The following is a 17,391-nucleotide window of genomic DNA, read 5'->3' on the forward strand; positions in this document are numbered from 1 at the left end:
CAGGCGGCAGGCGGCAGGCGGCAGGCGGCAGGCGGCAGGCGGCAGGCGGCAGGCGGCAGGCGGCAGGCGGCAGGCGGCAGGCGGCAGGCGGCAGCGAGGGATTGTCGGTGCCTCGCGCGATGATTGATTCGGGGGCGACTGCGTCGCGACACGCCCGGGCGCGTGTGTCGACCCCTGCGGTCGGGCGTGTCCTAACTCGACTGCCCCCGGTTGCAATGATCGCGCGAAGGTACGACATCGCCGAGAAGCGAGCGACACTCGCGGGCGAGGGAGTGTCGGTGCCTCGCGGGATCATTGCAACCGGGGGCGTTTGCGTCGCGACACGCCCGACCGCGGGGGTCGGACCCTGCACGGCCCGTTCGCCTTCCGCCCGATGCGGGCGAGTTCACAGTCGCCTTCTCGCCTCCGGCCGCCGGAATTGTCATACCCCGCAGGGATCGTGGAAACCGGGGGCGGCTGCGAATCCGACTTCCCCTCACCTATCGGCCCCGTCGTTTCCGCCTGGCGTCTCGGTGTGGGCTCTGTTACGTTCGGCGCGTGGAACCTCTCAATGTCGAGCACGATGGCCGCACCCTTCGCGGTGTCCTCCACCTCCCCCAGCCGCACCGCGAACCCGTTCCGGCCGTGGTCCTGTGCCACGGTTTCGGCGGCAACCGCATGGAGTTCGGCAACGTCTTCGTCCACCTCTCGCGCCGCCTCGCCGCGCGCGGCCTCGCGGCCGTGCGGTTCGACTTCGCCGGGTGCGGCGAATCCGACGGCGACATCGCCGACCTGACCGTCTCCGACCAGGTCGACCAGGTCCTCGCCGTCGTCGACCAGCTCTCGCGCCACTCCGCGCTCGCCGCGCGCCGCGTCTCGCTGGTCGGCATGAGCCTCGGCGCGATCGCCGCCTCCCTCGCCGCCGCCAAATGCGCGGTCCAGTCCCTCGCGATGTGGGCCCCGCCCGCCCTCGCCCTCGCCGCCACCGGCCCCGCCGACGAGCCGACCTGGGACGAGATCCGCCAGCGCGGCTTCCGCGACCACGGCGGCGTCCCGGTGCACCGCAAGTGCATCGAGGACGGTTTCGGCATCGACGCGTTCGCCGACGCGGCCGCCTACGCCGGGCCGGTGCTCTTCGCGAGCGGCACCGAGGACCCGCTCGTCCCCGGCATCGTGCGCGACCGCTACCTGGAGGTCTACGGCGACCGGTTCGAGGCGCACCGCTTCGACGGCGTGGGGCACGCGTTCGAGACCGTCCCGGCCCGCGAGCGACTCCTGGAGACCACAGTGGAGTTCACGGTGCGGCACGCCTAGTGCGGCACGTACTTCAGGGTCTTCAGCGGGCGCTCGGAATGCCATTGGAAATGCGCGGCGATCAGGCCCGCGGCCTCTGAGCGCTGGCGGCCGTCGGCGGCCGTCGCGTTCGGCCAGTCCCCCGATTCCAAGGCCCGCATGAGTTCGATCGAGGCCGGGGTCGGCACGGTCGCGCCGCCGGGGCGGCAGTCCGAGCAGACCGCGCCGCCCGCCGCGACCGCGAACGCCCGGTGCGCCCCGTCCGCGCCGCACACCGCGCACAGCCCGAGCGAGGGCGCCCAGCCCGCGGACTTCATGCCGCGCAGCAGGTACGAGTCCATGACCAGTAGCGGCGGGAGGTCGGTCTCGGCGAGGGCCCGGAACGCGCCGAGCGTCAATTGGAAGACGTCGAGGTCGGGCTGGTGGTCTTCGGGGACGAGCCGTTCGGCGGCCTCGGCGATGACGCACGCGGCGGTGTAGGTGGGCCAGTCGGCGCTGATCTCGCCGCCGCACAGGTGCAGGCCGACGGCCTGGGTGACGGTGTGGAGTTCGGAGCGGCCCTCGATGAGCTGGAGGTCGACGTGGCTGAACGGGGCGAGGCGGGCGCCGAATTTGGAGGAGGTGCGGCGCAGGCCCTTGGCCATGGCGCGGTAGCGACCGCGGGTGCGGCCCAGGAGCGACACGATCGCGTCGGCTTCGCCGAGTTTGAAGGTGCGCAGGACCACCGCGTCGTCGCGGAACAGCTTCCGAGTGCCAACCCCCACGCGGCAAGCCTAGCCCGGGGGTGCGACGGCGGGCCTAATCCGGTTGTCGCGGGGTGCGGGGCTGGCTAGTCTCCGCTTGTGAAGATCGTTTCTGTGAACGTGGGCCGTCCTCGCGAGAATCCTTGGAAGGCCGAAGGCGGCCTGACCTATATCGACAAGCGCCCGGTCGAAGGGCCGGTCGCGGTGACCGAGCCGGGGCCGAAGGGCGACTGCTCGGTGGGGCTGGCCGGCGACCGCGTGGGCGACGGGCGGCATCACGGCGGCCCTGATCAAGCCGTATACGTATACGCACAAGAAGATTATGCGCAGTTCCATACGTTGATCGGCCGTGAGTTCTGGCCGGGTTCGTTCGGGGAGAACTTGACGGTTTCGGGGTACGACGTGAACGACGCGCGGGTCGGCGAGCGCTGGGCGGGCCCGGGCGGCCTGGTGCTCCAGGTGACCGCGCCGCGGGTTCCGTGCGGCACCTTCCGGGGCTGGATCGACGAGCGCGGCTGGCTCAAGACCTTCACCAAGGAGGCGCGGCCGGGCCCGTACCTGGCGGTCGTCTCGCCCGGGCACGTGGAGGCGGGCGCGGAGCTGGAGGTCGTGCACCGGCCCGAGCACGACGTGAGCGTGGCGATGTTCTTCCGGGCCGCGATGGGCGAGCGCGACCTGATCCCGCGGATCCTGGCGACCCCGGAGCTGACCGAGTCCGACGCGGCGTTCCTGCGGGACCGCCTGGGCGAGTAGGCGAATCCTATAGCATATATCCTATAGGATATGCGAAAGGGCGCCCCGACCCTCCTGCGGTCGGGGCGCCCTCGTCTATGTGGGGCGGACTCAGGCCGCGACCGCCTGGCGGGCGAAGTGGCGGTTCGCGGGCCTGGAGAACATGAGCGCGGTCGCCAGGAGCACCGCGGCGATGTGGGCGAGGCGGGTCACGAAGAACGCCATCGCGAAGCGGCCGTCGCCGCCCACGGCCTCGATGAGGGATTCGCCGTCGTAGATCCCCATCGCGCTGGGCACGACCATCGCGGCCAGGCCGATGACCGACAGCAGCACGGCCAGCGCCGCCCGGGCCCAGCGGCGGCCGCCGGCGAACAGGGCCACGAGCACGAGTGCGCCGATGTAGATCACCGAGCGGACGCCCAGGTTGATCCAGGTGCCGGTGTCGAGCCCGGATTCGGAGGCGATCTCGGTGACGGCCAGCAGGGTCTCGAACATGCCGGCCACGACGGCCAGGACCCACAGGAGCGCGGCGTGCTTGACGGTTTCCGGAGTTTTCATGCCGTCAACGTTATGGCGATCGGGGGCCCGGATCCATCCCGCCAGCGCGTCAGGTGATGGTGGGGTCAGCCTTACCGCAGGCGGCGAGTCGGTTGCGGCCCAACTGGTCGGCGGCGCGGATCGGTTCGGGGAGGCGGAAGTCGGGGGCGAGGCCGAGCACGAGTTCCCTTGCGGTGGCGAGGGTGCAGCGGTGGCCGACCGAGACGTAGACGGGTTTGACACCGTCCTGTGTGCGCAGTGCGCAGCCGACGGTCTCCTCCCCCGCGGTGATGGGCGTCCAGTCGCCGCGGCCGGGGCCGGGCGCGGTGACCGGCAGGTGGGGCGGGTTCTTGGCGACGCCGATCGCGGGCGCGTCGAGCACGACGCCGAGGTGGCAGGCGAGGCCGAATCGGCGCGGGTGGGTGAGTCCGTAGCCGTCGCAGACGTAGAGGTCGGGGGTGGTCTTGAGGGCGGCGACGGCTTCGAGGAGGAGCGGGAGTTCGCGGAAGGCGAGGAGCCCGGGGACGTAGGGAAAGTCGGAGACGCCGCGCACGATGGAGCGGTCGAGGACAGCGAGGTCGCTGCGGCGCAGGACGACCGCGGTGGCGATGGCGGTCCGGCCGTACTTGTCGTAGGCGATGTCGAGGCCCGCGACGGTGGCGATGGGCCGGTCGTCATCGGCGGCGACCACGCACCCGGCCAGTTCGGTCTGGATGGCGACCGCTTCGGCCTCGTCGCGCGGCAGCCGGGCGTACGCCGCGCGGGACCTCGAGGTTTCGCTCACGTCGAAAGCCTAACCGCCGAATGCGGGATTGCGGGGTCCCGGTGCGGGCCCGCTACCAGGTCTCGTTGCGGCGCAAGGGTTGTCAGTCGACGTCGGGCGCATCGCCGAAGGGCGGGAAGTCGGCTTCGTCGGCGTCGGTCTCGAAGCTGCCGTCGTTCTCGGCTTCGTAGTTGAGCGCTTCGGTGCCCTCGAAGTCGTCGGTGAGGTCTTCGGCGTCGAAGTCGAGTTCGAATCCGGTCTGGTCCTCGACCGGGGTGTCGGGTCCGGCTTCGAGCGAGGCGAAGAACGCGTCGCTGAAGTCGCCTTCGAAGGCGTCGTCGGTCATGGCGGCCTCCCTGTCGCGTGCTGGTCCACCATATGCCGCGGGTGCGACGGCGGCTCTGCCCAGAGCGGATCCGCTGAGAGTGGAAGGGCTTGCGCCGGGCCGGTGCGGGGCCCATGCTCGGGGGATGACTGACAGCAACGTGCAACGCAAGCGGGTCCTCGTGCTCGGCGGGACCGTCTACCTGTCCCGGGAGATCGCGCGCCTGGCCGCCGAGCGCGGCCACGAGGTCACCGTCGCCGCCCGCGGCACGAGTGGTGCCGCGCCCGAGGGCGTCGAGTTCGTGCGTATCGACCGGGCCGAGGCGGGCGGTGTGGACGCGTTGCGCGGCAGGGAGTTCGACGCGGTGTTCGACGTGGCGCGGCTGCCGGGGCTGGTGGGTCCGGTGCTCGACGCGCTGGCCGAGGGCGCGGGGCACTGGTCGTTCGTGTCCTCGATCTCGGCGTACGCCAGGCACGACGTGGTCAGCGACGAGCTCCACGAGCCCACCGCGCCAGACTCGGTCGACCCCGCGCTGGAGCGGTACGGGGCCAGCAAGGTCGCGTGCGAGAACCTGGTGCGCGAGCGGCTCGGGGACCGGGCGCTGGTCTCCCGGCCCGGGCTCATCGTCGGCCCCGGGGACCCGAACGACCGACTCGGGTACTGGCCGCTGCGCCTGGCCGAGGGCGGCGAGGTGCTCGCGCCGGGCGACCCGGAGCGGCCGGTGCAGTGGATCGACGTGGCCGACTACGCCGCTTGGCTGTTGGACGCGGCCGAGGCCGGGCTGAGCGGGACGTTCGACGTGATCGGCGAACCGGTCGGCATGGGCGCCTTCCTCGAAGGGATCGCGGACGCGCTCGCGGGCGCCGGGATCATCGCCGAGCGGCCCTCGCTCACTTGGGTCGAGCAGGAGTTCGTGTCCAAGCACGGCGTGAACCACTGGGCCGGGCCGCAGTCGCTGGGCCTGTGGGTGCCTTCCCCCGAGTACGACGGGTTCGGCGCTCGCCCTTCGGCTCCGGCCGTCGCCGCGGGCCTGCGGCTCTCGCCGCTGGCCGACACGATCAAGCGCTGGTGGGAGGCCAATACCGAAGCGCCGCAGTTGATCGCGGGCATCACTCGCGAGAAGGAGGGCGCGGTCCTGGGAGCCTGGCACGACCGGACGCGCAGGTTCGCAGTGCCGCAAGCCGAAGCGTAGGAACACGACAGCGGCCCCGCATCAAGAAGGCGGGGCCGCTGGTCGGCATTGCTACTGCTGGTACGGCGGCTGGGGCGGCTGCGGGGGCTGCTGGCCGTACGGCGGCTGGCCGGGCTGGCCCGGGTACGGGGGCTGGCCCGGGTACGGGCCCATCGCCGGGTCCCCCTTGCGGAAGAACTCGTTCGAGGCCGGGACGGCCAGCAGGATGATGATGATCAGCGAACCCACCACGAACATGAGCAGCGTGACCCAGTCCAAGGCGTTGACCCACGACGGCGTGGCCGCCTCGACGGCCTTCGTCATCTCGTCCTGGTACTCGGTCTCGTTGACCGAGTACGTGGTCTCGCCGATCTTCCCGATCAGGCCGAACATGCCGCAGCACAGCAGGCCGATGCCCGAGAGGATCCACGAGAGGATGCGGCTGGGCCGGTTGCCGCGGTTGTTGAGCAGGCCGAGCACCAGGTAGAAGACGGCGAACACCAGGTAGACGGCCGCGATCGCCGCGAACATGATCGTGATCAGGCTGCTGACGTCGCTGGCGGTGACGCCCGCGTCGGCGAGCGCCGGGTCCTTCTGGATCTCCGCGGTGACCGTGTCCTTGACCGCGGACTGGACCGCGAACATGGCGATGGCGGTGACCACGAGCAGCGCGGCCGTGAGGAACTGGGTCCACACCACGGCCGTGACCGAGGTCGGCCGGACCTTCGGCCCCGGAGCGGGCTGCTGGGGATACTGCGGCGCTGGCGGGTACGCCATGGCGGCCTCCGATTCTGGCGTTCAATTATCGGTTCGGTCTCAGGACCACTCATCGTACGGAGTCCGTGCCGCCCCCGCCACCGGTCGCCCGTTCACACTTCCAGGTTCAACCGATATCCGCGTTTGATCACTGTTTCCACACAGGACCGCAGCCGCACCGCGTCGCGCAGGCGTGTCACGGCCATCTCCACAGCGTGGCCGTCCGCGCCGCGGGGAAGGTGCCCGAGCAGTTCGGCCCGCGACAGCACTTTTCCGTTCGCACTCGCGAGCGCCCGGATCACCGCCATCGGGGCCGGCGGCAATTGGAACGGCTCGTCGTCGAGCAGGACCATGTGGCCGCGCAACTCGATCCGGTGCCCGGTGGCCAGCATGAGCCGCCTCGAGCGCTTCGGCAGCGCGGAGGCGACGGTGCGGACCAGGGCGCCGAGTCGGGCCCTCTGCGGCTGGACCGTGCCCACGCCCAGGCGCGAGAGCGGGGCCGCGGTCACCGGGCCGACCGCGACGGGGAGGACGCCGTTGTCCTCGGCCGAGGCGCGGAAGGCCTCCAGCATGTCGGCGGCCTGGTCGCCCGCGATTCGCATGAGCGCGTTGGCGGCCGGGGCCGAGGTGAACGTGACCGCGTCGATCCGCCTGGCGCAGATGGCGTCCACCAGGCGCTGCACCGGGGTGATGTCGGTGGGCAGGGTCCAGCGGTAGACCGGGACGGGGACCGCCGCGCCGCCGCCGTCGCGGACGGTGCGGATGAAGTCCTCGGCCGGGTCGCCGTGCAGCTGGATCGCGACCCGCCGGCCCGACACGCCACGGGCCCTGAGGTACTCGACGACCTCGTCTCCGGTCTCGCTCGGCGCGGTCCACTCCTCGACCAGCCCTGCCGCGCGCACCGCGCCCAAAGCTTTGGGGCCGCGGCACAGGATGCGCGAGGCGGCGCAGACGCGGAGCAGGTCCTCGCCCATGCCCCAGCCTTCGGCGGCCTCCAGCCAGCCGCGGAACCCGATCCCGGTGGTGGCGACCACGATGTCGGGGGCCTCGCGGATGAGCTCCACTGTGGCCGCGCGCAGGGCCTCGTCGTCGGGCAGCGGCACGATCCGCAAGGTGGGGGCCACGATCGTGCGCGCGCCGCGGCGCTCCAGCAGCGCCGCCAGCTCGTCGGCGCGGCGCTGCGCGGTCACGGCCACCGTGTAGCCGGTCAGCGGCGCGAGGGCGGTTCGGGTCTCGGCCTCGCGCGGCGGGGCCTGCGCGCCCGCCATCAGGCCGCCGCCTTCGCCTCGGCGAGGGCGGCGACGCGGACCTCCCCGGCTTCGACCTCCACTGCGTACACCGCCAAGGACGCGGCCGCGTCGTCCAGGCAGGCCCCGGTCTTGAGCGAGAACGCCTGCTTGAGCAAGGGGCTCATCACGACCGGTTCGCCGCCCCTGTCGCCGGTCAGGCCCCGGCTGATCACGTTCGCGCCCGAGAACGGGTCGCGGTTGGACACCGCGTAGAGGCTGTCGTCGGCCAGGCGGAACACCGCCACCTGCGAGCCGTCCGCGAGCAGCGCGGCGACCCCGCGGCCGGGGATGAGCCGGTCGAACGCGCAGATCCCAGTGAAGAGAGGTTCGGTCATGGGGCTTACTTCCTTTCGGGAGTGCCGAGCAGCACCGGACGGGAGTGCGACCGGTCGGTGGACCCGGCCGGGAACTTCTGGCCCCGGACGGTCTCGAACTCGATGGACGGGTCGGGGGTGTCGGGGGCGTTCACGAAGGACACGAACCGCTGGAGCTTCTCGGGGTCGTCGATGACGCCCTTCCACTCGTCGGCGTAGTGCTCGACGTGCTTGGCCATGAGCGCGTCCAGTTCCGCGCCGATCCCGAGCCGGTCGTCGACGACGACCTCGCGCAGGTAGTCGAGGCCGCCTTCGAGGCCCTCGACCCATTTGGAGGTGCGCTGGAGGCGGTCGGCGGTGGAGATGTAGAACATCAGGAACCGGTCGATGGTGCGCACCAGCGTCTCGGAGTCCACGTCGGAGACCAGGAGGTCGGCGTGGCGCGGCGTGAAGCCACCGTTGCCGCCCACGTAGAGGTTCCAGCCGTCCTCGGTGGCGATCACCCCGAAGTCCTTGCCGCGGGCCTCGGCGCACTCGCGGGCGCAGCCGGAGACCGCGGACTTGAGCTTGTGCGGGCTGCGCAGGCCCCGGTAGCGCAGCTCCAGGTCGATCGCCATCTTCACCGAGTCCTGCACCCCGTAGCGGCACCAGTCGGTGCCCACGCAGGACTTGACGGTGCGCAGCGCCTTCCCGTAGGCGTGGCCCGACTCGAACCCGGCGTCCACCAGGCGCCGCCAGATCTTCGGCAGGTCTTCGACGCGGGCGCCGAACATGTCGATGCGCTGGCCGCCGGTGATCTTGGTGTACAGGTCGAAGTCCTTGGCCACCTGGCCGATCACGATGAGCTTGTCGGGAGTGATCTCGCCGCCGGGGATGCGCGGGACCACCGAGTAGGTGCCGTTGCGCTGCATGTTGGCCAGGAAGTGGTCGTTGGTGTCCTGGAGCGCGGCCTGCTCGCCTTCGAGGATGTGTCCGTTGGACAGGCTCGCGAGGATCGAGGCGACCGTGGGCTTGCACAGGTCGCAGCCCGAGCCGGTCCCGTAGCGACTGATGAGCTCGGAGAACGTGGCGATGCCGGTGACCTTGACGATGTCGAACAGCTCGGCGCGGGATTGGGTGAAGTGCTCGCACACGGCCTTGGAGACCTCGACGCCGCCTTCGGCGAGGAGCTGCTTGAGCATCGGGACGCACGAGCCGCACGACGTCCCGGCCTTCGTGCAGGCCTTGATCTCGGCCACGTCGCAGCAGCCTTCGCTGATCGCACCCATGATCTGGCCCTTGGTGACCGCGTTGCACGAGCACACCTGGGCCGCTTCGGGGAGCGTGCCTTCGACCTCGCCCGAGGAGAGCAGGTCGGCCAGGGCGCCGGGGACCTTCCCACCCACGCTGGCGCGCAGCAGCGGGTAGGGTTCGGCGTTGCCGACGAGCATGCCGCCCAGGAGGGTCGAGGCGTCGTCGGAGAGGATCAGCTTCGCGTAGGTGCCGCCTGCCGGGTCGAGATAGGTGGTGGCCAGCGGGCCGTCGAACGCGCCGAACTGGGCCACGTCCACGCCGAGGAGCTTGAGTTTGGTGGAGAGGTCGGCGCCGGGGAAGGTGGCCTCGCCGCCCGCGAGACGGTCGGCCGCGACCTCGGCCATCGAGTAGCCGGGGGCCACCAGGCCGTAGCAGACGCCTTCCATCGCGGCGACCTCACCGATCGCGTACACGTCGGGATCGGAAGTGCGGCAGGCGAGGTCGGTGACGATGCCGCCTCTTTCGCCGACCTCGATGCCGCAGTCGCGGGCGAGCTGGTCGCGGGGGCGGACCCCGGCGGCAAAGATCACCAGGTCGGTGTCGTAGGCCAGGCCCTCGCGGTTGGTCTCCATGCGCAGGCGGCCGTCGACAGCTTCGATGCGGGAGCCGCCGGTGGCGCAGTCGACGGCGATGCCGAGTTTCTCGATGTGCTGCTTGAGGATCCCGCCGCCGGCCTCGTCGAGCTGGCGGGCCATGAGCCACGGCGCGAACTCCACGATCTGCGTCTGGAGGCCGAGGAGGCGCAGCGCGTTGGCCGCTTCGAGCCCGAGCAGGCCGCCGCCGACGACCACGCCGTGGCGCCGGCCCTCGGCGTGGGCCTTGATGGCCTCCAGGTCGTCGAGGGTGCGGTAGACGAACACGCCGTCGAGGTCGGCGCCCTCCATCGGGGGCACGAACGGAGCCGAACCCGTGGCGAGCACGAGCTTGTCGTAGGCGTACTCGCCGGTGGCCGAACGGACGATCTTGGCGTCGCGGTCGATCGAAGTGGCGGCCTCGCCGAGCCGGACCTCCACGTTGTCGAGATCCGAAGCGAGCGAAAGCTCCTCGGCACTGACCCCGTCGAAGAACGCCGAAAGCCGCACCCGGTCATACGCCGCCCGCGGCTCCTCGCACAGCACCGTGACCGCCCAAGACGGATCACGCTGAACAACCGCCTCCAAGAACCGCCGCCCGACCATCCCGTCGCCGACAACAACCAATCGCTTCATGCGGATACCTCGTTCATAAGAGCACCACCGACACACCCAGCAGTCCGGCAAACACCAGCAACACCGCTGTTCAGCCATGTGCAGCTCCCAACCACGCCCGTGGCAGCCCGAATGAACTCCGAAAAGGCCTCAAGAGTGCGAACCCCGCCGAAAACCCTGGTGTCGAAAAGCTGCACCCGGCCGACCATCGGGTCCGGACCGGGTTTGGGGAGAGCGATCTCTGCTTCTGACTGCTTGGCGGAGATCACGCGGGAGAGAAAGATGCGATGGTAAGCGGCCTCGCGTTCGCGCCCGGAGACCGTGACCTCGACGGCGCGCCGCCCGAGCTTCTGGGCTCCGGCCATGCCGTATCGGACGATCACGATGTTCACGCGCTGGACCTCCCGGTGCTGGACTGACTGCGTACACGCGCCGTCCCCGAGAGTGCCTAACTCCCCCGACCCACGCCGCGCTGTCGCGGCGACCACGATGTCCATCCCCGACTGCCCCCTACCCTCACCCCCACCTGTTTCACCCACGAACGCCCCATGTTTCCCCCGTGCTAAGTACTCCGCACAGCAAGCAGCCCCCAGTTCGACAGCCCACCGCACACGGTCAGCGGCGTAACCTCGCCGCTTGCCGAGAGCGCAGGATGAGGACACCGACATGGCCGAAAAGAGCAAGCCCCAGGCCCAGGACCGGCAGGACTTCCGCGATCGAGGTGCCGCCGCTATCACCGGTCAAGAAGATGGCAAACCCCAACGAGGCCCCCATGCCGACGATGGCGAGGTCGAGCGGCAACCGAGCGACCCGAGAATACGGCCGCCACCCACGAACCATCCCCGCGAACACCGCGACATGAAAACCCACGAGCACCACCAAGGCGGCCCCTACCGACTGCATCGGAACAACACCCCGGATAACGCCATACGACCCCAAGACGGCAAGCACCTGAAGTCCAAGAACCCACCACCAAGAACCCCGAACCTGCGTCACCATCAAATTGATACCCAGCGCTGTCTGATATGTTTCGACATCATACCTAAAATCACTCTATTTGAAGTCATTCTGGTTATCATTTCCCCATTTTGGCGGCTGCTTGGCCAGCCATGCATTCAATGCCTTCGAGCCTTTCACTCCAAGCGCAGTTCCAATAGTGCCAGCGATACTGATTACCATAGTCCTTCCACAACCGGACGAGAAGCGGTTACCGCCAAACTCCGGGGAGCAGTCAACCATCGAAGTCGCACCTATCCCGGTGACAGTACCGATAACACACATGAAAGCACCTCGGATGCCACACATAAAGGCAGCCGTACCCATACCAAGCATTGCAACCAGGGCAGCACTACCATCTGTACCACTAAGTCCCGCCCCTTCTTCGGCTGAGATCAGTTCAGCATGGAGTTCACCGTAAGTGATTAGATCAGATGATCCATCCTCATTTTGAATAGAAGTGTGATCCCCGCAAGCCTCTTTAAGAGCCGCACAGTAAGCGATGTTTACAATCTCGCGGTTATTCTGAACCCACTGGCATCTAAACTTATCGCCACCTTCACGTCCACATACCTGATCGATAGCAACCGCTGTACCCCAGAATCCAGATAGATTCATCTCAGACATAATATCCATGATTGCCGGAATTATCTCATCCAGGCTGCCGAGATTTGTGATATCGAGACCATTGAAGATGGCCGCACTTCCGTCTTGGATGAGAATGTTCCCATCTCCGTAATCAGTGACAATACATCCGCAATTACTCTCCGATTTCGGTCCACACTTGGACCTAATGTCAGGACCATGACAGCCATTATTTCTATTTTTAGACCCACATGAGCCTTTTGTACATTGGCCGGTTCCGCAGCCGGTCTTCTTGCATTGGTCCTTGTTCTTGAGACTGCCGTCGTTGTTGTGGTAGGAGCAGTCTCCATCAATGCAGGACCAGAGCCCGGTGGGGTCGGACATGTTTATTGGGTTGTTGTTGGAGTAGCTGTAGCCGTTGATTTGTTGGCTGTCGGTGAAGGCTTGGATTGGGTCTCTTGAGATGAACCTGCCAGTAGTCGGGTCGTAGAAGCGGGCTCCCATTGAGATGAGACCGGTGGGGTCTTCGGTTCCGGTGTGGAAGCCTTGTTGAGTTGCCGTCCAGTTCGCTGCCGCTCCTCGGTCGTTGCCGAAGGGGTCTTGGCGGCGGTAGGTGAGGACGAGGGTGGCTGCGCTGATGGCCCAGGCGGCGGTGCCCTGGTGGGTGGTGCCGATCCAGGTGAGGCCAGAGTCGGTGGAGCGAGTCGCGACCATCTCCCCATTGTGGCTGTAGGTCCTGGTCGCGTGCACGACCCCTTGCGGGTCGACCACGATCTCGTGGCCCGCGACGAACAGGTTCTGCGTGCCGTCGGCGTCGATCCGCGCGAGGCGGTTGTTCTCGCCGTCGTAGATCATCGTCGTGGTGCCCTCGTCTTCCGAGGTGATCGACGCCAACTTGCCCTGAGGGTTCCAGTCCAGGGTCTCGGTCTTCCCGTCGATTGTCCGCTCGGTGAGGTTGCCGGAAGCGTCCCAGTCGTAGCTGTTCTCGCTCGTCGCGGTAGTGACCGTGTCGACCAGGTGCGCTTCGGAATCGGTGTACGCGTAAGTCGACGTCGTGCTGGTGCCGCTCGCGAGGTGGTGGTCGGTGACCGCGGTGCGGTTGCCGGTCACGTCGTACTCATAGCTGGTCCAGTACGCCCCCAGCCCGCCGATGTCGGCACCATCGAGGTCCTCTACGTTCTCGCAATCTCCGGTACCGGCCTGCGCCCAGGCCTCCGTGAGCCGCTGCAAGTAGTCGTACACGAAGCACTGCCGCTCAGGCTCACTCGGCGAATCGGTGACGCCGTCCACGATCGAGGTGATACCCCCGGCCTCGTTGTATTCGTACTTCAGCTTCGCGACGCCCGGACTCGAGACCGAGTCACGCGAGAGCCAGTGCTGATCGGTGCGACGGGTGCCGTCCTGGTAGGTCCAGGTCTGGTAGACCTTCTCCCCAGCCTTGCTACCGAGGACTCGTTGCGCCAGTTCACCGAACGCGGTGTACGTGGCCTCCGAGACATAGTCGGTGACCTCGACCGAGTTGTCGGGGTCACCGAAGACCCTCGTGACCTGTCCGAGGTCGTTGTAGTCGTAGACCACCGACTCCCCCGGCAGGCCGGAAACCTGCGGCAGGTTGATGTTCGAGACCGACCCGTCGGGCAGGTAGAACTGCTGGATGTTGTAGGAGCCCTGAAGCGATTCGAGGCCCTCGATCTGCGGGACCCACTGAGTGATCGAGGTGGGCCTGCCGGCCGAGTCGTACTTGCGAACCTGGGTGGTCACCGCAATGCCGCCTACGTACGAGACGGACAGGTACGGCAGGCCCTTCCCGCCGGCCACGGAGTCGTACCGCCAGGAGTTGAGTTGCGTCTTCGTGTCGCCTTCGCCGGAGTAGAGGTTGTACCTGCGCCCGAGCGCGTCATAGGTGGTCGTCAACGTCTGGTTTCGCGCATCGGTGGTCGAGACGAGCTGACCGGCATCGTCGTACGTGGCCGTGGTGAGCCCGGTGTCGGGGTCGGTAGCGCTGATCTGCCTTCCACGCAGGTCGTACTCATAGGACCACTCGTTCAGAGCCGGGTCCGTGACCTTCGCGAGGTTTCCTCGGTTGTCGTACTCGTAGACGGTCGCGTCGAAGGTCCCGGTCGGGCCGTCGCCGTGGAAGTCCCGCTTCTCGATCAGTTCGCCACGGGCGTTGGTGATCGTGGCAGTCGGCGTCGCCCCTTCCGGCGGATTGACGCTGACCATCCAGCCCTCGCTCGAACCACCGTAGGTGGTCGCGGTGGAGTACAGGATCTCCTGATGGGACATGAACTCTTCGAGCACCACGCGCCCGGCGCCGTCGTACGTGTAGAACGTCCTCGCCTGGTCTTCGCCCTGCGAGACGTACACGAGATCCGCACCCGGTTCGGTCGCGGAGTCCCAGTTCGGGCCCGAGGACCAGGAAGTCATGCCACGCGTGTCGTACTCGATGCCGGAGAGCAGGCGTCCGCCGTTCGCGGTGGGAACCTGAGCCTGGACTTGGCGCAGCAACGAGTCGTACAGGACCACGCCGTTCAGACGTTCAGTGCCGGAAGGGGAGACGCTGTACGAGGTCACGGCCGACGGCTCGGTGTTGGACACCTCGTATTCGAACGCCGCGCTGGGAACCTCCGGGTGCGCGGTCTTGGACCAGCCGGGCCCCCACACCGCGGTGACGCGGCCGAGCGGGTCGTAGACGGTCTCGGTGACGCGTTCGTTCGCGTCGACGGTCTTCACCGGCAGGCCACGGGTCTTGTCCGCGTGAACAGTGCTGGTGTGCCCCAGAGGGTTCGTGGTGGTCACCGAGGCGACGGGCCCGCCGTTCGCGGGCGTGTAGGCGGTCGTGGTGGTGCGGTCGAGGGCGTCCGTCACGGATTCGACTCGCCCGAGCGAGTCGTAGCTCGCGCGCATCGTCGTGGTCCAGTTGTCGTCAGTGTCGTACGCGTCCCTGACGACGTTCATCGTCAGCAGGCCTCTGACGGGAGGCACATCGGTGATCGAAGTGTCTCCGTCGTAGAAGAACCGGCTTTCGCTGATGAGGTCGTCCGGGTAGGCGACCTGACTCTCGCAATCGACCGCGACGACCTCGACACCGGCGACCAGGTCGTACCTGTGCGCCGTTGGATTGTCGACATAGGAGGTGCGGCTGCATCGCTCGTCGCCCGGGGCGACGTCGCCGAGTTCGGAAACGGTGATGGCTCGGCCACGGTCGTCGTAGGTCGTGACCGTGCTCGTCCGTCTCCAAGTGGCGGCGGCGAGCAGTTCACGAGTGTCGGAGCGACTCTCGCCGACGAGCCAGGCCTTCAGCGTGCCGCCGTCGTGATCGCGTTCGGCGGCCAGTTTCGTCCAGTATCGAGAAACGGTGGAGGCGATGATCGCCGAGCCGTCATAGGACGCCGTCTCGAGCACCGCGCCCGTCAACGCTTCGTCGTCCTTGAACGTGTTTCCTTCTGTATCGGTGAGCGTCACGCTCAGCGTGCCGGTTCCGGACGCGGTCGTGGGTTGGCTATCCATGCCGCGGTAGTAGCGGGTCCGGGAGGTGAGCTGCTCGTCCTCGTTCGGACTGCCGGACTTGACGGTGACCTGGGGGTAGCCGCGCCACTGGTTGTACGTGCGCAGATCCTCGTCTGAGAATTCGGAGTCGTCCCAGGCCCAGAGACGGGTCGTTCCGCCTCCGCTCGTCGCATAGTCGTAGTAGGTGCGCACCGGCAGTTGGCCTGCGGTGGTGTCGAATTCGGCGACCTCGGTGACCACGTACTTGTGGAACCACTCCTCGGTGTCGCCTTCCTCGGAGAGCACCGGGTAGCACAGCCTGCTGTTGTTGACCTTGTTCGGCAGGCTGTTCCAGGTGCACGACGGCTCGGAGTACCAGACGCCGGTCACCGAGCCTGTCTCAGAGACGATCGCCGTCAGGCGGGTCCTCCACATCGAAGGGGTGCCTTCGGAATGCTCGACCCGGTTGGGGAAGGCGATTCCCGAGAACTCAACCGGCGGCGTGGACTCGGTCCCGCCGACGTGGCCGGTGTGCTGGATCGACTTCAGCCAGAGGACCGTGTCCTCGCCGTCGCCGTAGTCGAGGAACTCCTGGACCAGTTGCCACGAGTCGACCTTGGTGAATCCGCCGGCGCCGTCGGGCACCGACGTCGCGATCTGCGAAAGCCGCTTGGACGAGAAGAACGCCGGGGAGTACAGGTCTTCGCAGGGGGCCGTCTGGCAGTTCTCATTCCACGGCGTCTCGGGCCATGAACTCGTCTTCGGAGTGTTGTCGGCGTTGTAGCAGGCCGACTCGCAACGGTCGGTGTAGGTGAAGGAGACGCGGCCGGACTGGACTCCCGGAGCGTCGACGCGGAGTCCATAGTCGATACGCGTCAACCGCGCGGCCCGGTGGAAGGCGGTCCGGTTGTCCGGGTCCACGGCGGCTCCGTAGTGACCGGTCTCGGTCGACCATTCGAAGCGGGCTCGGTTGCCGTGGACGTCGGTGATCTCGTCGAGCATCCAGCGATAGGCCTGCGCGCAGTCCGAACCGGCGAAGTCGCCGGACTTGTAGCAGGACTCGCTGGAGTGGTTGCCGAACACGGGCACCGTCAGGCGCGAACCGGTGTCGGCGGCGCGCGCACCGAAGGTGTAGACGGTGCCGTCGGTGGTGGTGACCCGCCAGCCCTCGCTCGTAGCGGTCGTGGCAGTCGCCGGGGCGCCGAGGAGTTCGACCTTCCAGCCCGGGTCGGCCGTCGCGACCCACTTTCCAGTGCCGTCGTCGAGGACGACCGCCGAGTTGACGCCTTCGAGCACCAGGGTGACCGCCGGGGACTTCCCGTCCCAGCATCGGTCGGCGGTGGCGGCCGGGGTGTTGCCGCCCTCGTCGGACATGCAGGCGGTGTAGGTCCGTTCGATGTAGCCCGGCGTGTAGGACCAGCCGTCGCCGATCACTCCGGCCTGGTTGTTGGACGAGGAGGTGTGGCCGTCCACCGCCTGGGACGAGTACGAGAGACCCACTGAGGGCACCGGCCCCTCCGCCGGGGGCAGTTCGAGGCCGTAGGAGTACGAGAGGCCGCCGGTGGATCCGCCTTGCGCCCACGAGCCCGCGTTCGACAGGTCGGTGGCGGACCAGTCTCCCGTGGCCGAGGATCCGCCCGATCCTCCAGCGGACGGCACCGAGATCTTTCCGGACTCGGTCTCCAGGCCCTGGTTGAGGAGGTTCACCTGCGAACCGGTGACCGGGGAGGTCGACACCGGTGTCCCCAAGTCGGGTTCCATGCTGCCGGACTGCGCCTCGGCCGGGGTTTGGAAGGCGAACAGTGCGGCTCCGGCGATCAGGGCCGAGGCCACGCTGATGCGAGCCGCGGCCGTGCCGCGCACGGTCCAGGAGGGAGGGGAGTAAGGCATCGCTGGGCCTTTCGAGAAGTGAGTCCGAGGGGCGAGTTCGATCGGGGCA

15 protein-coding genes are annotated in these 17,391 nt (G+C 68.1%); 4 read left to right on the top strand and 11 right to left on the bottom strand.

Annotated features, from left to right (window positions below; genetic code table 11):
• The first annotated feature begins 537 nt into the window (after window positions 1-537).
• On the top strand, window positions 538-1,293 hold the full coding sequence (locus AB0B28_RS12380) for an alpha/beta hydrolase (protein WP_360120072.1): 756 nt from the start codon (window positions 538-540) through the stop codon (window positions 1,291-1,293).
• On the opposite strand, the gene recO is transcribed toward AB0B28_RS12380, so the two are convergent.
• Window positions 1,290-2,036, bottom strand: a complete 747-nt coding sequence (gene recO / locus AB0B28_RS12385) for a DNA repair protein RecO (RefSeq protein ID WP_360120074.1) — start codon at window positions 2,034-2,036, stop codon at window positions 1,290-1,292. The two genes, AB0B28_RS12380 and recO, sit on opposite strands and share 4 nt — an antisense overlap.
• A 78-nt stretch (window positions 2,037-2,114) precedes the next feature.
• On the opposite strand from recO, the gene AB0B28_RS12390 reads away from it, so the two are divergent.
• Window positions 2,115-2,768, top strand: coding sequence for an MOSC domain-containing protein (locus tag AB0B28_RS12390; protein ID WP_360120076.1), 654 nt, complete (start codon window positions 2,115-2,117; stop codon window positions 2,766-2,768).
• Window positions 2,769-2,858: 90 nt separating this feature from the next.
• Here the strand turns inward: AB0B28_RS12390 and AB0B28_RS12395 are convergent, their stop codons facing one another.
• From AB0B28_RS12395 to AB0B28_RS12405, 3 genes are all read right to left on the bottom strand, one after another.
• Window positions 2,859-3,305 (bottom strand): hypothetical protein, encoded by a 447-nt coding sequence (locus AB0B28_RS12395; RefSeq protein ID WP_360120078.1) that lies wholly within the window; start codon window positions 3,303-3,305, stop codon window positions 2,859-2,861.
• A 49-nt stretch (window positions 3,306-3,354) separates the two neighbouring features.
• Window positions 3,355-4,068 (bottom strand): endonuclease V, encoded by a 714-nt coding sequence (locus AB0B28_RS12400; protein ID WP_360120080.1) that lies wholly within the window; start codon window positions 4,066-4,068, stop codon window positions 3,355-3,357.
• Between the two features lie 82 nt (window positions 4,069-4,150).
• A complete protein-coding gene (locus tag AB0B28_RS12405; protein WP_360120081.1) occupies window positions 4,151-4,393 on the bottom strand; it encodes a hypothetical protein in 243 nt (80 codons plus the stop codon).
• Between the two features lie 124 nt (window positions 4,394-4,517).
• Between AB0B28_RS12405 and AB0B28_RS12410 the strand changes: the two genes are divergently transcribed.
• Window positions 4,518-5,564, top strand: coding sequence for an NAD-dependent epimerase/dehydratase family protein (locus AB0B28_RS12410; protein WP_360120083.1), 1,047 nt, complete (start codon window positions 4,518-4,520; stop codon window positions 5,562-5,564).
• A gap of 51 nt (window positions 5,565-5,615) precedes the next feature.
• Here AB0B28_RS12410 and AB0B28_RS12415 read toward each other — a convergent pair whose 3' ends face one another.
• The 7 genes from AB0B28_RS12415 to AB0B28_RS12445 form a co-directional block, all read right to left on the bottom strand.
• Window positions 5,616-6,320, bottom strand: a complete 705-nt coding sequence (locus AB0B28_RS12415) for a hypothetical protein (protein ID WP_360120085.1) — start codon at window positions 6,318-6,320, stop codon at window positions 5,616-5,618.
• A 92-nt stretch (window positions 6,321-6,412) separates the two neighbouring features.
• Window positions 6,413-7,567 carry a uroporphyrinogen-III synthase gene (locus AB0B28_RS12420; RefSeq protein ID WP_360120087.1) on the bottom strand — a complete coding sequence of 385 codons (1,155 nt, stop codon included), beginning with the start codon at window positions 7,565-7,567 and terminating at the stop codon, window positions 6,413-6,415.
• Window positions 7,567-7,923: a nitrite reductase small subunit NirD gene (gene nirD / locus AB0B28_RS12425; RefSeq protein WP_360120089.1), complete on the bottom strand. Its 357-nt coding sequence runs from the start codon at window positions 7,921-7,923 to the stop codon at window positions 7,567-7,569. The genes AB0B28_RS12420 and nirD overlap by 1 nt, the downstream gene beginning before the upstream one ends.
• Window positions 7,924-7,928: 5 nt before the next feature.
• Entirely contained in the window at window positions 7,929-10,409 is a 2,481-nt protein-coding gene (gene nirB, locus AB0B28_RS12430; protein WP_360120366.1) for a nitrite reductase large subunit NirB, read from the bottom strand.
• Entirely contained in the window at window positions 10,400-10,774 is a 375-nt protein-coding gene (locus tag AB0B28_RS12435) for a hypothetical protein (protein ID WP_360120091.1), read from the bottom strand. The genes nirB and AB0B28_RS12435 overlap by 10 nt, the downstream gene beginning before the upstream one ends.
• 223 nt (window positions 10,775-10,997) lie before the next feature.
• Window positions 10,998-11,264 (bottom strand): hypothetical protein, encoded by a 267-nt coding sequence (locus tag AB0B28_RS12440; protein ID WP_360120093.1) that lies wholly within the window; start codon window positions 11,262-11,264, stop codon window positions 10,998-11,000.
• 171 nt (window positions 11,265-11,435) lie between these two features.
• Window positions 11,436-16,952 (bottom strand): RHS repeat-associated core domain-containing protein, encoded by a 5,517-nt coding sequence (locus AB0B28_RS12445; protein WP_360120095.1) that lies wholly within the window; start codon window positions 16,950-16,952, stop codon window positions 11,436-11,438.
• Window positions 16,953-17,073: 121 nt separating this feature from the next.
• Here AB0B28_RS12445 and AB0B28_RS12450 point away from each other — a divergent pair, with 121 nt between their 5' ends.
• Window positions 17,074-17,337, top strand: a complete 264-nt coding sequence (locus AB0B28_RS12450) for a hypothetical protein (protein WP_360120097.1) — start codon at window positions 17,074-17,076, stop codon at window positions 17,335-17,337.
• Window positions 17,338-17,391: the final 54 nt, after the last annotated feature.

The sequence above is a fragment of the Glycomyces sp. NPDC046736 genome (assembly GCF_040645615.1).
Taxonomy (GTDB): Bacteria; Actinomycetota; Actinomycetes; order Mycobacteriales; family Micromonosporaceae; genus Glycomyces.

Coding starts and splice junctions, on each gene's coding strand:
- AB0B28_RS12395 (WP_360120078.1), bottom strand. CDS start 3,305: ATGAAAACTCCGGAAACCGTCAAGCACGCCGCGCTCCTGTGGGTCCTG.
- AB0B28_RS12405 (WP_360120081.1), bottom strand. CDS start 4,393: ATGACCGACGACGCCTTCGAAGGCGACTTCAGCGACGCGTTCTTCGCC.
- AB0B28_RS12410 (WP_360120083.1), top strand. CDS start 4,518: ATGACTGACAGCAACGTGCAACGCAAGCGGGTCCTCGTGCTCGGCGGG.
- AB0B28_RS12415 (WP_360120085.1), bottom strand. CDS start 6,320: ATGGCGTACCCGCCAGCGCCGCAGTATCCCCAGCAGCCCGCTCCGGGG.
- AB0B28_RS12420 (WP_360120087.1), bottom strand. CDS start 7,567: ATGGCGGGCGCGCAGGCCCCGCCGCGCGAGGCCGAGACCCGAACCGCC.
- nirD (WP_360120089.1), bottom strand. CDS start 7,923: ATGACCGAACCTCTCTTCACTGGGATCTGCGCGTTCGACCGGCTCATC.